General features: G+C 51.3%; 11 protein-coding genes. 8 read left to right on the top strand and 3 right to left on the bottom strand.

Translation table 11 applies throughout. From position 1 onward, the window contains the following. Positions 1–178: 178 nt before the first annotated feature. The 8 genes from rho (at position 179) to AYK82_RS02165 (ending at position 8,748) form a co-directional block, all read left to right on the top strand. On the top strand, positions 179–1,444 hold the full coding sequence (gene rho / locus AYK82_RS02205) for a transcription termination factor Rho (protein WP_068310866.1): 1,266 nt from the start codon (positions 179–181) through the stop codon (positions 1,442–1,444). Positions 1,445–1,533: 89 nt separating this feature from the next. Then, positions 1,534–2,115 (top strand): GNAT family N-acetyltransferase, encoded by a 582-nt coding sequence (locus AYK82_RS02200; RefSeq protein WP_068310862.1) that lies wholly within the window; start codon positions 1,534–1,536, stop codon positions 2,113–2,115. A 138-nt stretch (positions 2,116–2,253) separates the two neighbouring features. Beyond that, positions 2,254–3,621, top strand: coding sequence for a tRNA uridine-5-carboxymethylaminomethyl(34) synthesis GTPase MnmE (mnmE, locus tag AYK82_RS02195; protein ID WP_068310859.1), 1,368 nt, complete (start codon positions 2,254–2,256; stop codon positions 3,619–3,621). A gap of 288 nt (positions 3,622–3,909) precedes the next feature. Beyond that, positions 3,910–5,796, top strand: a complete 1,887-nt coding sequence (mnmG, locus tag AYK82_RS02185; protein WP_068310853.1) for a tRNA uridine-5-carboxymethylaminomethyl(34) synthesis enzyme MnmG — start codon at positions 3,910–3,912, stop codon at positions 5,794–5,796. Further along, positions 5,797–6,462: a 16S rRNA (guanine(527)-N(7))-methyltransferase RsmG gene (rsmG, locus tag AYK82_RS02180; protein WP_068310851.1), complete on the top strand. Its 666-nt coding sequence runs from the start codon at positions 5,797–5,799 to the stop codon at positions 6,460–6,462. Positions 6,463–6,473: 11 nt separating this feature from the next. Next, positions 6,474–7,301 (top strand): ParA family protein, encoded by an 828-nt coding sequence (locus AYK82_RS02175; protein ID WP_068310846.1) that lies wholly within the window; start codon positions 6,474–6,476, stop codon positions 7,299–7,301. A 95-nt stretch (positions 7,302–7,396) separates the two neighbouring features. Then, a complete protein-coding gene (locus AYK82_RS02170; RefSeq protein WP_068310843.1) occupies positions 7,397–8,293 on the top strand; it encodes a ParB/RepB/Spo0J family partition protein in 897 nt (298 codons plus the stop codon). Between the two features lie 110 nt (positions 8,294–8,403). Further along, the gene (locus AYK82_RS02165; protein ID WP_068310840.1) at positions 8,404–8,748 is read left to right on the top strand and encodes a hypothetical protein; all 345 of its coding nucleotides are present in this window, start codon (positions 8,404–8,406) and stop codon (positions 8,746–8,748) included. Between the two features lies 1 nt (position 8,749). Here the strand turns inward: AYK82_RS02165 and holA are convergent, their stop codons facing one another. From holA to leuS, 3 genes are read right to left on the bottom strand one after another with little or no spacing between them, the layout of a single operon-like run. Then, positions 8,750–9,796: a DNA polymerase III subunit delta gene (gene holA / locus AYK82_RS02160; RefSeq protein ID WP_068310838.1), complete on the bottom strand. Its 1,047-nt coding sequence runs from the start codon at positions 9,794–9,796 to the stop codon at positions 8,750–8,752. 12 nt (positions 9,797–9,808) lie between these two features. Beyond that, complete coding sequence (gene lptE, locus AYK82_RS02155; protein ID WP_068310835.1) at positions 9,809–10,402, bottom strand: LPS assembly lipoprotein LptE; 594 nt, start codon at positions 10,400–10,402, stop codon at positions 9,809–9,811. Then, entirely contained in the window at positions 10,389–13,001 is a 2,613-nt protein-coding gene (leuS, locus tag AYK82_RS02150) for a leucine--tRNA ligase (RefSeq protein WP_068311298.1), read from the bottom strand. Before leuS ends, lptE begins: the two co-directional genes overlap by 14 nt. Between the last annotated feature and the right edge of the window lie 79 nt (positions 13,002–13,080).

Genomic DNA, 13,080 nt, shown 5'->3' with positions numbered 1-13,080 from the left:
GGTATGTTCCCGCCAACCTCACTTAGTCGTGATTGAGCGACGGTCCTGCTGGATTGAATTTAATCTCCTTCTCTAGCATCCTTAGCTTAGTCACTCCTCTCCCTTAACAATTTGAGTTCTTCTAGTCTTGACTGAAACAACATCAAGTACAGAACCAATAGAGAGATCGATCCCTTTTATGCGGGAAATGAAACTCAAAGATTTAAAAGCTAAAACACCCACTGAACTTCTTGCGATTGCGGAAGAGCATGAAGTGGAGAATGCCAGTACACTGCGCAAACAGGAACTTATGTTTGCAATTTTGAAGCGTCTGGCAGAACAAGACGTCGAAATTATTGGTGAAGGCGTTGTAGAAGTTTTGCAGGACGGATTTGCCTTCCTTCGATCTCCTGATGCCAACTACCTTCCAGGGCCGGACGATATTTACGTTTCGCCTTCGCAGATCCGCCGCTTCTCCTTACGCACCGGTGACACTGTAGAAGGGCAGATCCGTAGCCCAAAGGAAGGCGAGCGTTATTTTGCGCTGCTGAAGGTCAACAAAATCAATTTTGAAGAGCCGGAAAAGGCTCGACATAAAGTTCACTTTGATAACCTGACACCGCTTTATCCTGATGAGCGCTTTAATCTGGAAATCGAAAATCCGACATCAAAAGACATCTCGCCGCGGATCATTGATCTTGTCGCGCCGCTAGGTAAGGGGCAGCGTGCGCTGATTACCGCGCCGCCGCGTACGGGTAAGACTGTCTTTTTGCAGAACATCGCAAAGTCAATCACAACTAATCATCCAGAGTGTTATCTCATCGTTCTTCTGATTGATGAGCGCCCGGAAGAGGTGACTGACATGCAGCGCACGGTGAACGGCGAAGTGGTTTCTTCCACTTTTGACGAACCTGCAGCGCGACATGTTCAGGTGGCGGAAATGGTTATCGAGAAGGCGAAGCGCCTTGTTGAGCATGGCCGTGATGTTGTCATTCTGCTGGATAGTATCACCCGCCTAGGCCGCGCCTATAACACGGTGGTTCCGTCTTCCGGTAAGGTTCTTACCGGTGGTGTTGATGCGAATGCATTGCAGCGTCCTAAGCGCTTCTTTGGTGCGGCACGTAATATCGAAGAAGGCGGTTCATTGACGATTATCGCGACAGCCCTGATCGACACCGGCAGCCGCATGGATGAAGTTATCTTTGAAGAATTCAAAGGAACTGGTAACTCCGAGATTATTCTTGATCGTAAGATCTCTGATAAACGTGTGTTCCCGGCAGTTGATATTCAGCGCTCTGGTACACGTAAGGAAGAGCTGCTCGTGCCTGCTGATAAACTCAAGAAGACCTTCGTATTGCGCCGGATTCTCAATCCGATGGGTACCGTTGATGCTGCCGAGTTCCTTATTGATAAGCTGCGGCAGACCAAGTCTAACGACGACTTCTTCGATTCAATGAACACGTAACGACCAGCAGATTGAAACGATAGTTTCGCAATGCTAACGTTTTTGCCTCGGCGGGAAACTGCCGGGGCTTTTTATTTGGAGATTTTAAAATGCGTGTTCCGGAAATACAGACAGATCGCCTTTTGCTGCGAGCTATTAAAGATAGCGATATTGATTGCTTCTATGAGATGTGTAGCGACCCTGAAGTCATGGAGTTCTTTCCCTCTGTTATGTCACGACAAGAGACAGAGGAAATGATGGGGCGCATGAACGAATTGGCAGAAAAAAATGGTTATTGCTTTGAGGTTGTCGCTGATAAGCGAAGTGGAGAGCCGTTCGGCTTTGTCGGTTTAAACGTTCCTCGTTATCAGGATCAGCTGCATTTTGGCCCCTGCGTAGAAATTGGCTGGCGGTTAAAGCGTTCCTGCTGGGGGAAGGGGATTGCAGTTGAAGCGGCGAACGCTTGGCTCGAATACGGATTTAATCATCTGGGCCTTGAAGAGATTGTCGCCTTTACCGCGAAGGGGAACAAAAAATCGCAGCGTGTGATGGAAAAGCTTGGGATGAGCTATTCTGCCGCTGATGACTTTGAAATGCCAATGCTTGAAAAGGAGCACCCATTGCGCTCGCATGTGCTTTACCGGTTACGCTCCAGTGACTTTTCAAAGGTTAGGTTATTAACGAAAGGTTAACGTCCCGCTCTCTGAATTACGTTGGAAATTTCAGCGGAAACGAAAAACAGGGTGTTTCACGTGAATCCACAAGGAGCTATTGTTCTTCGCAGAAATAGCTTCGTGCGGGTTCCGCCGCACTGCGATAAGAGATGAAAAATGCCCCATACGTCTGCCCAAACTGCACTTGCACAAGAAACCATTTACGCGCTTTCAAGTGGGGCGCTGCCATCGGGCGTAGCTGTTATCCGTTTATCGGGTTCAAGAGCGGGCAAAATTCTCCGGGCTTTGGTGAATGGCCGCATGCCTGTTTCACGTGAATCCGTTTTAAAAAAGATCTACGATCCTGCAGATGGTTCAGTTCTCGATCATGCTTTGGTGTTGTGGTTTGAGGGGCCAAATAGTTTTACGGGTGAGGACACTGTTGAACTCCATTGCCATGGTGGGCGTGCAGTTGTGGCCGCGGTTCTTGAGTGCCTTGGACGTTTTGAGGGATGCCGTCCGGCGGAGCAGGGAGAATTCACACGCCGTGCCTTCCATAATAACAAGTTGGATTTGACCGAGGTCGAAGGGCTTGCCGATCTAATTGATGCGGAAACCGATGCGCAGCGGCGCCAAGCGCAACGCCAAATGTCTGGTGCCTTGGGTGTGCTCTATGAAGGATGGCGCGAGACATTGGTTCGCTGCCGCGCGTTTATCGAGGCCGAGCTCGATTTCCCCGATGAAGAAGATGTACCGGACTCCGTTGCGGCGGAAGTGTGGGAACGGGTTGCCCGTTTGATTGGCGAAATCGAAGCTCACCTTGCCGATGCCAGGCGGGGGGAACGGCTGCGTTCCGGTCTACAGGTTGTCTTACTTGGCGCACCTAATGCGGGGAAATCCAGCTTGATGAACCAGCTGGCAAAGCGGGATGTAGCTATTGTCACGCCGGAAGCTGGAACCACACGCGATGTGTTGGAAGTGCATCTGGACTTGGCGGGTTATCCTGTGACTTTGGTGGATACAGCGGGGCTGCGAGAAACTGAGGGACTTGTGGAGCAAGAGGGAATTCGACGTGCGCTCCAGCACGCTCAAGGCGCTGATTTGGTCTTATGGAGCGTGGCTCCCGATTTACAGGAGCAAGCATTGCCGGATGGTATTGGTTCTTCAGGGCAGGTTTGGCAACTTCACACAAAGGCAGATATGGAGAAGGGGGGATATCCGAGTGATCCCCGGGTTGAGAAAACCATCAGCTGCTCGGTAAATGCCGAAAGGGGGATGGATGAGCTGCTCGGTGCGCTTGAGGAGTTTGCACAGCAAAGTATTGGATTGCTTGAGAATCCAGTCATAACACGCGAACGCTATCGGGTTGCGCTACAGCAATGCCTGCGAGATCTAAAGCGCGCGCGGGATGCGGCGCATATGCCTATCGAATTGCGTTCAGAGGATTTACGTTTGGCCTCACATCAGCTTGGGCGAATTACCGGCAGGATCGATGTTGAAGATCTTCTTGATGTGATTTTTCATGATTTTTGCATTGGTAAATAGACCGAGTGTTTCACGTGAAACGTTTTCATTGCTGATGTTGATGAACCTGAATATTACAGTGGAAATGCTTTTTGCCGCTGCTCTTGATAGAAAGAGTGGCGGCATTTTTTTTACCAAGTACGGTAGTTTCGCCCGAAATAGATTTTGCCCCTGTGTTTTCTTTGACCAAGAGACAGAGCTGTTGTATTGAGGTGGTAATAAGCGATTAACCCCATATAGCTCGCGGATGAAATGAAAACACTGTAGTGTGAGTACTCCGCTTGAGCAGGTAGAAACAGCAGGTCAGCAATGTCTGAAATGTTTAACGACACTTTCGATGTGATTGTCGTTGGTGGCGGCCACGCAGGTTGTGAAGCGGCTGCGGCAGCAGCGCGCATCGGCGGGTGCGTAGCTCTCGTAACACATAAGTTTGAAACTATCGGCGTGATGTCTTGTAACCCCGCGATTGGCGGCTTGGGGAAGGGGCATCTTGTAAAAGAGATCGATGCGCTTGATGGGTTGATGGGCCGCGTGGCCGATGCCGGCGGTATTCAGTTTCGCATGCTAAACCGGCGCAAGGGGCCGGCTGTGCAAGGACCGCGGGCGCAGGCGGATCGACGGTTGTATCTGGAAGCTATGCAGCGCGAGATCAAGGCGATTAAAAACCTCGAAGTCGTAGAAGGGGAAGGGCACAAGATCCTCCGTTCTGCTGAAGGGGAATTGCTTGGGCTTGAGCTGGCTGATGGGCGCAAGCTCGGCTGTGGGCAAATTGTACTGACCACAGGTACATTCCTACGCGGGTTGATCCATATTGGTGACAAGAAGATTCCTGCGGGCCGAGATGGTGACGCGCCTGCGCTTGGTTTGTCAGAGAGCCTTGAGGAAATGGGGCTGCGGCTAGGGCGGTTGAAAACTGGTACGCCGGCACGGCTTGATGGTCGCACCATCGATTGGGATAGCCTGGCGCAGCAGCCGGGAGACGATGATCCCAAGCCGTTTTCTTACCTGAACAGCGCTGTTACGACAGATCAAGTGCCATGCTACATCACGCGCACAACGCCTGAGACGCATCAGATTATTCGTGATAATCTGCATCGCTCGGCTATGTATTCCGGTGAGATCAAGGGGCGGGGACCGCGCTATTGCCCTTCTATTGAAGACAAGATTGTGCGCTTTGGCGATCGTGATGGACACCAAGTCTTTCTTGAGCCAGAGGGACGCGACACGGACAGCGTTTACCCGAATGGAATTTCTACCTCGCTTCCAGAAGATGTTCAGCTCGATTTTTTGAGAACGATACCAGGATTAGAGAAGGTTGAGGTGTTTAAACCCGCCTATGCCATTGAGTATGATCACATCGACCCCACAGAACTATTGCCAACACTGGAACTGAAGAAACAGCGTGGCCTTTTCCTAGCGGGTCAGATTAATGGGACTACCGGCTATGAAGAAGCGGGGGCGCAAGGACTTGTCGCGGGGTTGAATGCTGCACGGCAAGCGAAGGGCGAAGAGGCGATCATTGTTGGTCGCGCTGATGCCTACATCGGTGTGATGATTGATGATTTGGTTACACGTGGCGTGAGCGAGCCATACCGAATGTTTACCTCACGGGCAGAGTATCGTTTGATGCTGCGGGCTGACAATGCAGACCAACGTTTGACCAAGCTTGGTGAGAGTTGGGGGCTTATTGGTGAGGTTCGCTCTAATGCTTTTGCGGAGAAGCAGCGGGCGCTAGCAGAAACAAAAGAGCTTATGCAACGGCTCTCTATTTTGCCTAATGATGGGCGCAAGCGTGGGTTGCCAATCAATCAGGATGGACAACGGCGCTCGGTGTTTGACCTACTTTCCTATCCAAACATTAGTCTAGACCAGTTGTGCGAGGTGTTTCCCGAGCTGCAGGAACTCGACCGCGGTATCGCTGAGCAGGTGGCAATTGATGCGCTTTATGCGGTTTACCTTGAACGGCAGGCGGCGGATGTAGAGGCGCTGCGCCGCGATGAAGAACTGCGTATTCCTGCGAGCCTTGATTACAATAGGTTGGCGGGTCTATCGAATGAGTTACGCCAGAAGTTGGAGGCGGTGCGTCCGGCAACTATTGGCCAAGCTTCTCGAATTGACGGGATTACGCCAGCGGCGCTGACGTTGCTGCTTTCTCATATTCGCCGCACGGGCACGGAAAAGGTGGATGCTGCTTAAATGACTAGTGATTTTGCGCAGGATGATGATACGCAGATTGAAGTTGTCCAGAAATTATACCCGGATGTTTCACGTGAAACGTTTTCAGACCTAGCAACCTATGTTGGGTTGGTTCGGAAATGGCAACCTGCCCAGAATTTGATTGCGCCTTCGACGATGGGCGAGATTTGGCTTCGGCACATCGCTGACTCAATGCAGATCCAGCGTGCAATGCCGGAAGCGCTCCGGTGGATTGATTTTGGCAGCGGGGCAGGGTTTCCGGGGCTTGTGACTGCTATACTCCTTAAAGGTAAAGAGGGGGCTTGCGTGCATCTGGTTGAAAGCAATCAGCGTAAGGCCGCTTTTTTACGTACCGTTGCCAGAGAAACAGGCACAAATGTTATGGTTCATGCTGGCCGCATTGAATCCGTCACAGAAGGCTGGCAAGATCCTATCGACGGAGTATCCGCAAGAGCACTCGCAAACTTGATAATGCTCTGTGATTTTTCACATGCGTTTATCTCTCGTGGAGCAAAAGCTGTTTTCCACAAAGGCAAAGATTTTGAGCGTGAGGTCGCAGAGGCCTCTGCATTCTATGAGCTCAATCTGATAGAAAACAAGAGCCTCATAGATCCGCTTAGCCGCGTTTTGATAATTGATCGGATGGACGTGCGCGCAACCAAGTAGAGGTTTGTCGGATGAGCATACTACCACAGTCTCCGCGTGTTCTTACCATTGCTAACCAAAAGGGTGGTGTTGGTAAAACAACGACTGCAATTAATTTAGGAACTGCGCTGGCCGCAATAGGCGAGCGTGTATTAATCATTGATCTTGATCCGCAGGGTAACGCCTCTACAGGTTTGGGAATTGAGCGACAAGATCGCGAATTTTCGACCTATGATGTCATGTGCGCTGATTGCAGCCTTGAGCAAGCGGTGATGGAAACGGCTGTGCCTCGCCTTTGGGTGGCTCCTTCCACTATGGATTTGCTGGGTGTCGAGCTGGAAATCTCTGGTGCAGCTGATCGGACATTCCGTATGCGCAATGCGATCACGGGTTTGATCAAGACAAGCCAGATGGCTGGGGAGGAAGGTTTTTCCTATATCCTGCTTGATTGTCCACCTTCGCTGAACTTGTTGACCATCAATGCTCTTAGTGCATCGCACAGCATTCTTGTTCCGCTGCAATGCGAGTTTTTTGCGCTTGAGGGCTTAAGCCAGTTGTTAAACACCGTGGAGCAAGTGAAGCATTCGCTTAATCCGGAACTGAGCATTCACGGTATCGTTTTGACGATGTACGATAGCCGAAATAATCTCTCCGAGCAGGTGGTTCAGGATGTGCGCGATACAATGGGAGACACCGTTTATGATACGGTTATTCCGCGAAATGTACGTGTTTCCGAAGCGCCGAGCTATGGAAAACCGGCTTTACTCTATGATCTAAAGTGCTCTGGGTCGCAGGCGTATTTGCGATTAGCTTCGGAAATCATTCAGCGTGAGCGTGACATGCGCACAGCAGCGGCGTAAAGTCTGCTCTGCAATCAATTGACGGGATTTGTCGCGTCGCAGGTACGCCGCGATATTTGAGTGCGCCTTAAACAACAATAATAGGTGGTTTTAAAATGGCGAAAAACGAGGAAGCGGGCAGAAGTAATAAGCGCCTTGGCCGTGGGTTAGCAGCGCTGATTGGCGATGTAAATACCGAGCCGATGACAACTGCCGAGCGGCCCCGTGATACGCGTAAAGTGCCTATTGAACATTTGCGGCCCAATCCTCGTAACCCTCGCAAATCCTTTGTCGAGGCGGATCTTAGCGCGCTGACAGATTCGGTGAGAGAAAAGGGGATTGTCCAGCCGATTTTGGTACGTCCCAATCCGGGTATGCCGGGACATTTCGAGATAATTGCGGGAGAGCGACGTTGGCGCGCTGCGCAGAAAGCTGGCTTACATGAGGCGCCAGTTATCGTGCGTGAGGTAACCGACCAAGAAGCGCTTGAGCTTGCAATTATTGAAAATGTCCAGCGCGCGGATTTGAACCCGATTGAAGAAGCGCTTGGCTACGATCAGCTGATCGAAGAGTTTTCTTATAGTCAGGTCGAGCTTTCAAAAGTTATAGGCAAGAGCCGCTCCCACGTAGCAAACACACTGCGCCTTTTGAAGCTGCCAAACTCTGTGAAAGATTATCTTGCAGAAGGCTTGATTACGGCTGGGCATGCGCGGGCCTTGATTACAGTCGATGATCCGGCGGCATTGGCTGATTTGATCGTGGAAAAGGGACTTACTGTTCGTGATGTGGAAAAAATCGCGCAAGACCCTTCTATACTAGAGAAGAAGCCAGCAGCACCAAAACCCGAAAAAGACGCTGATACGCGGGCTTTGGAGAAGCGTCTGGCCGACGGTTTGGGTTTGAAGGTCAATATTGCGCATAAAACAGAAAAAGGCTCAGGAGAGCTTAAAATCAAGTACGCCAATGTTGAACAGCTGGATGAGGTCTGCCGTCTATTGGGAATACAAAACTAGGCTCCACCGCTTCGTCTAGTTTCAGCTTTTGATAACCGTGCTACCTGAAAGGGTATCACGGTTTTTTGTCGTCTTGCGTCTGCCTTTTGTTCAAAGCAAAGGAAAGCACAATGATACAGCTACGAGTACTACGTGGAGATGATGCTGAAAACTGGGTAAGGAGCATTCGCCTTACCGATGTAACAGGCACATCATATACTTGGGGTGAGGATGGTCAGCCTTGGGGAGAGACCGTTGGGAATGTCGAGCTACAAGTGTTTGACGTGCGCATTACACCCGCTTTTGTGATGGGTACGGCTGATACAAATAACTTTGTTCAACCAGCGCAGCTAGAAAATATTCCGGCATTTGAATTGTGGCTACACGAAGATTTTGAGCAAGATCCTCATCTCAAAATCCTAGAGATAGTGCTAGCGGGGGAAGAAGAAAATGCCGATGATCCGCAGGACGGCTAGTTTACCTGCGCGTTTTTGAGGCGTGGGATGCAACCTGAGAAATGGCAAGAAGCACGTGCGAAACAATAGAGCGGCTGAGGACAGGGCCGCTCAACCGTGCTTTTGCCACGGCTTCCTCCAGCCTGACAAGGGCGCGTTCGAGCCTGCTTGTATCCCATATACTAAGCTGTTGGCTAACAAGGCGTTTACGCTTCCAGAAAATCGGAGGGCGAACAGAGCTGATGATATCATCTGATGACCTACCGGCCTCGACAGCCAGACGACTTTGGTGCAAAAACTGAAAGTGTTTTAAAGCCTGATTGGCGATCACGCCTGCATCTATGCCGCTTTGGGCAAGGCGTTCCAATCCATGGTCCAGTGTTTTTGTATCACCACATGAGGCGGCATCAATTAACTCATCCATGGCAAATGCAGAGGCATCACCGATGATTTCTTCAACGTGATGCAGCTCGACGCGTTGCGCATTCATGGCATATAGGCACAGCTTGCGGAGCTCGCCGCGGCTGGCCATTCGATCTGCCCCAAGAAGGCTGTGCAGGCCCATACGCGCTTCCTTGGAAATCTGCAGGCCCATGGAATGGGTTTCTTCATCGATAAGGCGATCAAGATCACGCTCTGTGTCGGCGAAGCATGGCACGGCATAAGCTGATTTGCTGGCTTCTATTTTTTTTCGCAGTGCGCTCGTCTTTTTGAGATCACCTGCCTCAATGACAACGAGAGCCTCATAATTCTGGTTTGCCAGAAGAGGCTCGACTGCGTTCATTGTTTGTTTGCCACCGTTGTCGCGGAGCCATATGGTCCGCCGTCCACCAAACAGCGGAATAGTGAGGGCTTCATCAATTAGGCGATTTGCGTCTCCAGCAATATCTGCGCTGTCGAGCTTTATCTGCGAAAATGGATCGCTGTTTTCATCTGCCGCGCTGTTGATGAGCCGCTGTGCGCGCTCATTCACCAAACCTGTATCTGGCCCGTAAACCAATATAAGGTTAACTGAGGTTGGTGGACTTGAAAGAAAGCGCTCGATCTCTGCGGCTTTTAAAGCGACCATGAGCCAAATCCTTTAGGGATGCGTGGCAAAGTAAGCTGCAATGCGAGCCTGAATATCTTCTGCAACCATATCGGCAGCGCGGTTCTCCGCATCTCGTTCTGCGCGAGTATTTGCAAAACGCTGGTTAGAGAAATCAAAGGACGCAGAAGCGAAAGAACGACCAAGATAGAGAGACTTGCCGCTTTCTATATTCGAGAGTGTGAAAGTAGTATTGATTGTCAGGTTATATGCTGATGGGACGTCAGCAAGGTTTTCAATACCAACTTCACTGAGTGTCTTGTCCGCGATGATTTCAAGCTTGAACTTGGGTAAGGGCTGCTGTGCGCCGCGATTGAACCCATAAATCAACTGGTTGCGCATGTACTGCGATGCGCGGCTGACATCCTGACTGCTTCCATAGCTGGAAATGCTGATGTCAGTTGCGGCTAGCATATCCTGTACTGCCTCATGCTGGGCGCCATTCGTCGATGTAGATGGCAATGAGCCGTAGAGTGGGCGCATTTGACATGCTGAAACTGCAAGCGCGCAAACAATTACGGCAGCGCCGCCGAGCATGGCCCGGCGGTTGCTTTTAGTGTTCTGGTAAAGTCGATTAAACAACGACATTAACAATCCTCTGGGGTACCACAATAATTTTGCGGGGCTCTTTGCCATCCAAAGCATTTTGCACCGCTGCGTGTGCCAGAGTAGCCGCTTCTACCTCTTCTTTGGAAGAGGTTCTTGCAACTGTTAGCTCACCTTTTTTCTTTCCGTTGATCTGGATTGGCAGCGTGATGGTGTTTTCGACAAGCAGCGCCTCTTCCAGTGCCGGCCATGAGCTTTGTGAAATCAAGCCTTCGTGCCCCAGCATTGTCCAGCATTCTTCTGCAAGGTGCGGCGTAATCGGGCTCATCATTACCAACATAAACTGAGCTGCCTCACGCAGAGCAAAGGCCATATCCGGCTTGCTGAGATCTGCCTGTAGAGCTTTGGACACAGCGTTGGTGAACTCGTAGAGGCGCGCTACAGCGCGGTTGAAGCCCAGCCCGTCGAAATCCTTTGTGATTGCCGACAAGGTTTTATGGGAGACGCGCCGCAGAGCGGTGGCATCATCTCCGAAGGTTTCTGGTTTGCTTGTTGCCCGCGATTTTTCAGCGACTTCACCGATAATGCGGTAAACGCGCTGAACGTGGCGCCAAGCGCCCAAAACACCTTCTTCTGTCCAGATGATATCACGCTCTGGCGGGCTATCAGACAGCACAAACCAGCGCGCTGTATCTGCGCCGTAAGTGTCGATGATGTCGGTCGGGTCCACGACGTTTTTCTTGGACTTTGACATCTTTTCGATGGCACCGATGGCGACAGGTTCGCCGGTTGTTAGCAAAGTCGCAATGCGGCCCGCCTCGCTTTCTTCGATGGTAATATCAGCAGGCGAAACCCAGCGCCCATCGGAGGAAGCCTTGTAAGTTTCATGATTGACCATGCCTTGGGTGAACAGGCCCTTGAATGGCTCTTTCAAATCCAAGTGGCCAGTGATCTGCATAGCACGGGTGAAGAAGCGGGAATAGAGCAGGTGCAGAATAGCATGCTCGATGCCGCCAATATATTGATCTACAGGCAGCCAGGCATTCGCTGCTTTGGGATCCGTTGGATTGCTGTTTTTAGGATCAGTGAAGCGCGCGAAGTACCACGAGGAATCTACGAAGGTGTCCATCGTGTCGGTTTCGCGTTTCGCTTCCTTGCCGCAGCATGGGCAGGTGGTTTGGCCCCAAGTAGGATGGCGATCCAGCGGGTTGCCCGGACGGTCAAAGCTGACATCTTCTGGTAGTTTGATAGGGAGGCTTTCGATTGGCGCATGTTGTACGCCGCAATCATCGCAGTGAATGATCGGGATCGGGCAGCCCCAGTAGCGCTGACGGGAAATCCCCCAATCACGCAGGCGATAATTGATCTCGGTTTCACCTTGCGGTTTGCCTGCGAGCTCTTGCCCGGCGAGCTTTTCCGCCACAGCTTTTTTAGCATCTGCGATAGAAAGGCCTGTCAGGAAGCCAGAGTTAAAGATCGAGCCATCACCTGTATAGGCTTCGTTTTCAACCTTGAAGCTTTGTGCATCTCCGCCTTCTGGCAGAACAACCGGCTTGACATCCAGGCCGTACTTGCGGGCAAAATCCAGATCGCGCTGATCGTGCGCGGGACAGGCAAAGATAGCGCCTGTACCGTAATCCATCAGGATGAAGTTGGCGATATACACCGGCAATTCCCAAGAGGGATCCAGCGGGTGTTTTACGCGCAAACCGGTGTCAAAGCCAAGTTTTTCTGCGGTTTCAATGGCCTCTTCTGTGGTGCCGATCTTGCGGCACTCCGCAAGGAAATCTTGCAGTTCTTCGTTGTCTTCGGCCAGTTTTTGCGTGATAGGATGATCGGGAGACAGGCCGAGGAAGGAGGCGCCAAACAGCGTATCCGGGCGTGTGGTGAAAATCTCCAGCTCGGTATCGCCGGTTGGCGCGGCATCGACCAGTTCAAAGCGTACTTTGAGACCTTCAGAGCGACCGATCCAGTTTTTCTGCATCAGGCGTACTTTTTCTGGCCAGCGGTCTAGCGTATCTAGCCCTTCCAGCAGGTCCTCGGAGAATTCGGAGATTTTGAAGAACCACTGGGTGAGTTCTTTTTGCTCAACAACAGCTCCAGAGCGCCAGCCCTTGCCATCTATCACCTGCTCGTTGGCAAGTACGGTCATGTCAACTGGGTCCCAGTTAACTTTTGATTTCTTACGGTAGATCAGGCCTGCCTTGAGGAAATCGAGGAACAGGCGCTGCTGTTGGGCATAGTAATCTTCATCGCAGGTTGCGAACTCGCGTTCCCACTCCAGCGAGAGACCCATGGATTGCAGCTGACCGCGCATGGTCGCGATGTTTTCGTAGGTCCAAGTTTTTGGATGCCCGCCGTTTTCCATTGCCGCGTTTTCCGCAGGCATACCGAAGGCGTCCCAGCCCATAGGGTGCAGCACGTTGTAGCCCAAAGCACGCTTGAAGCGGGCAACTACATCGCCCATGGCATAATTGCGCACGTGGCCCATGTGAATACGGCCTGACGGGTAGGGGAACATCTCTAGCACGTAGTATTTTTCCCGCGGATCATCGTTGTCCGAGGTGAATACCTTGTTATCGTTCCAGACCTTTTGCCAGCGCGCTTCTGTTTCGCGCGCGTTGTAACGCTCCGTCGCCATAAAATTCGCCATTCTTTTGGTTTTCATCAGGGCCAATGAGGCCACTTTTCCTTGAGAGGACTGTCACCAGAATTTCGCC

Source organism: Polycladidibacter hongkongensis (assembly GCF_001561995.1).
GTDB lineage: Bacteria > Pseudomonadota > Alphaproteobacteria > Rhizobiales > Stappiaceae > Pseudovibrio > Pseudovibrio hongkongensis.
The sequence above is the reverse complement of the archived record's forward strand: the minus strand, read 5'-3'. Positions and strand labels throughout refer to the sequence as shown.

Excerpts from the sequence above, each read along its gene's own strand:
- mnmE (WP_068310859.1), top strand. The coding sequence starts at position 2,254 with ATGCCCCATACGTCTGCCCAAACTGCACTTGCACAAGAAACCATTTAC.
- leuS (WP_068311298.1), bottom strand. The coding sequence starts at position 13,001 with ATGGCGACGGAGCGTTACAACGCGCGCGAAACAGAAGCGCGCTGGCAA.
- AYK82_RS02165 (WP_068310840.1), top strand. The coding sequence starts at position 8,404 with ATGATACAGCTACGAGTACTACGTGGAGATGATGCTGAAAACTGGGTA.
- AYK82_RS02200 (WP_068310862.1), top strand. The coding sequence starts at position 1,534 with ATGCGTGTTCCGGAAATACAGACAGATCGCCTTTTGCTGCGAGCTATT.
- mnmG (WP_068310853.1), top strand. The coding sequence starts at position 3,910 with ATGTCTGAAATGTTTAACGACACTTTCGATGTGATTGTCGTTGGTGGC.
- lptE (WP_068310835.1), bottom strand. The coding sequence starts at position 10,402 with ATGTCGTTGTTTAATCGACTTTACCAGAACACTAAAAGCAACCGCCGG.
- rho (WP_068310866.1), top strand. The coding sequence starts at position 179 with ATGCGGGAAATGAAACTCAAAGATTTAAAAGCTAAAACACCCACTGAA.
- AYK82_RS02170 (WP_068310843.1), top strand. The coding sequence starts at position 7,397 with ATGGCGAAAAACGAGGAAGCGGGCAGAAGTAATAAGCGCCTTGGCCGT.
- rsmG (WP_068310851.1), top strand. The coding sequence starts at position 5,797 with ATGACTAGTGATTTTGCGCAGGATGATGATACGCAGATTGAAGTTGTC.
- AYK82_RS02175 (WP_068310846.1), top strand. The coding sequence starts at position 6,474 with ATGAGCATACTACCACAGTCTCCGCGTGTTCTTACCATTGCTAACCAA.
- holA (WP_068310838.1), bottom strand. The coding sequence starts at position 9,796 with ATGGTCGCTTTAAAAGCCGCAGAGATCGAGCGCTTTCTTTCAAGTCCA.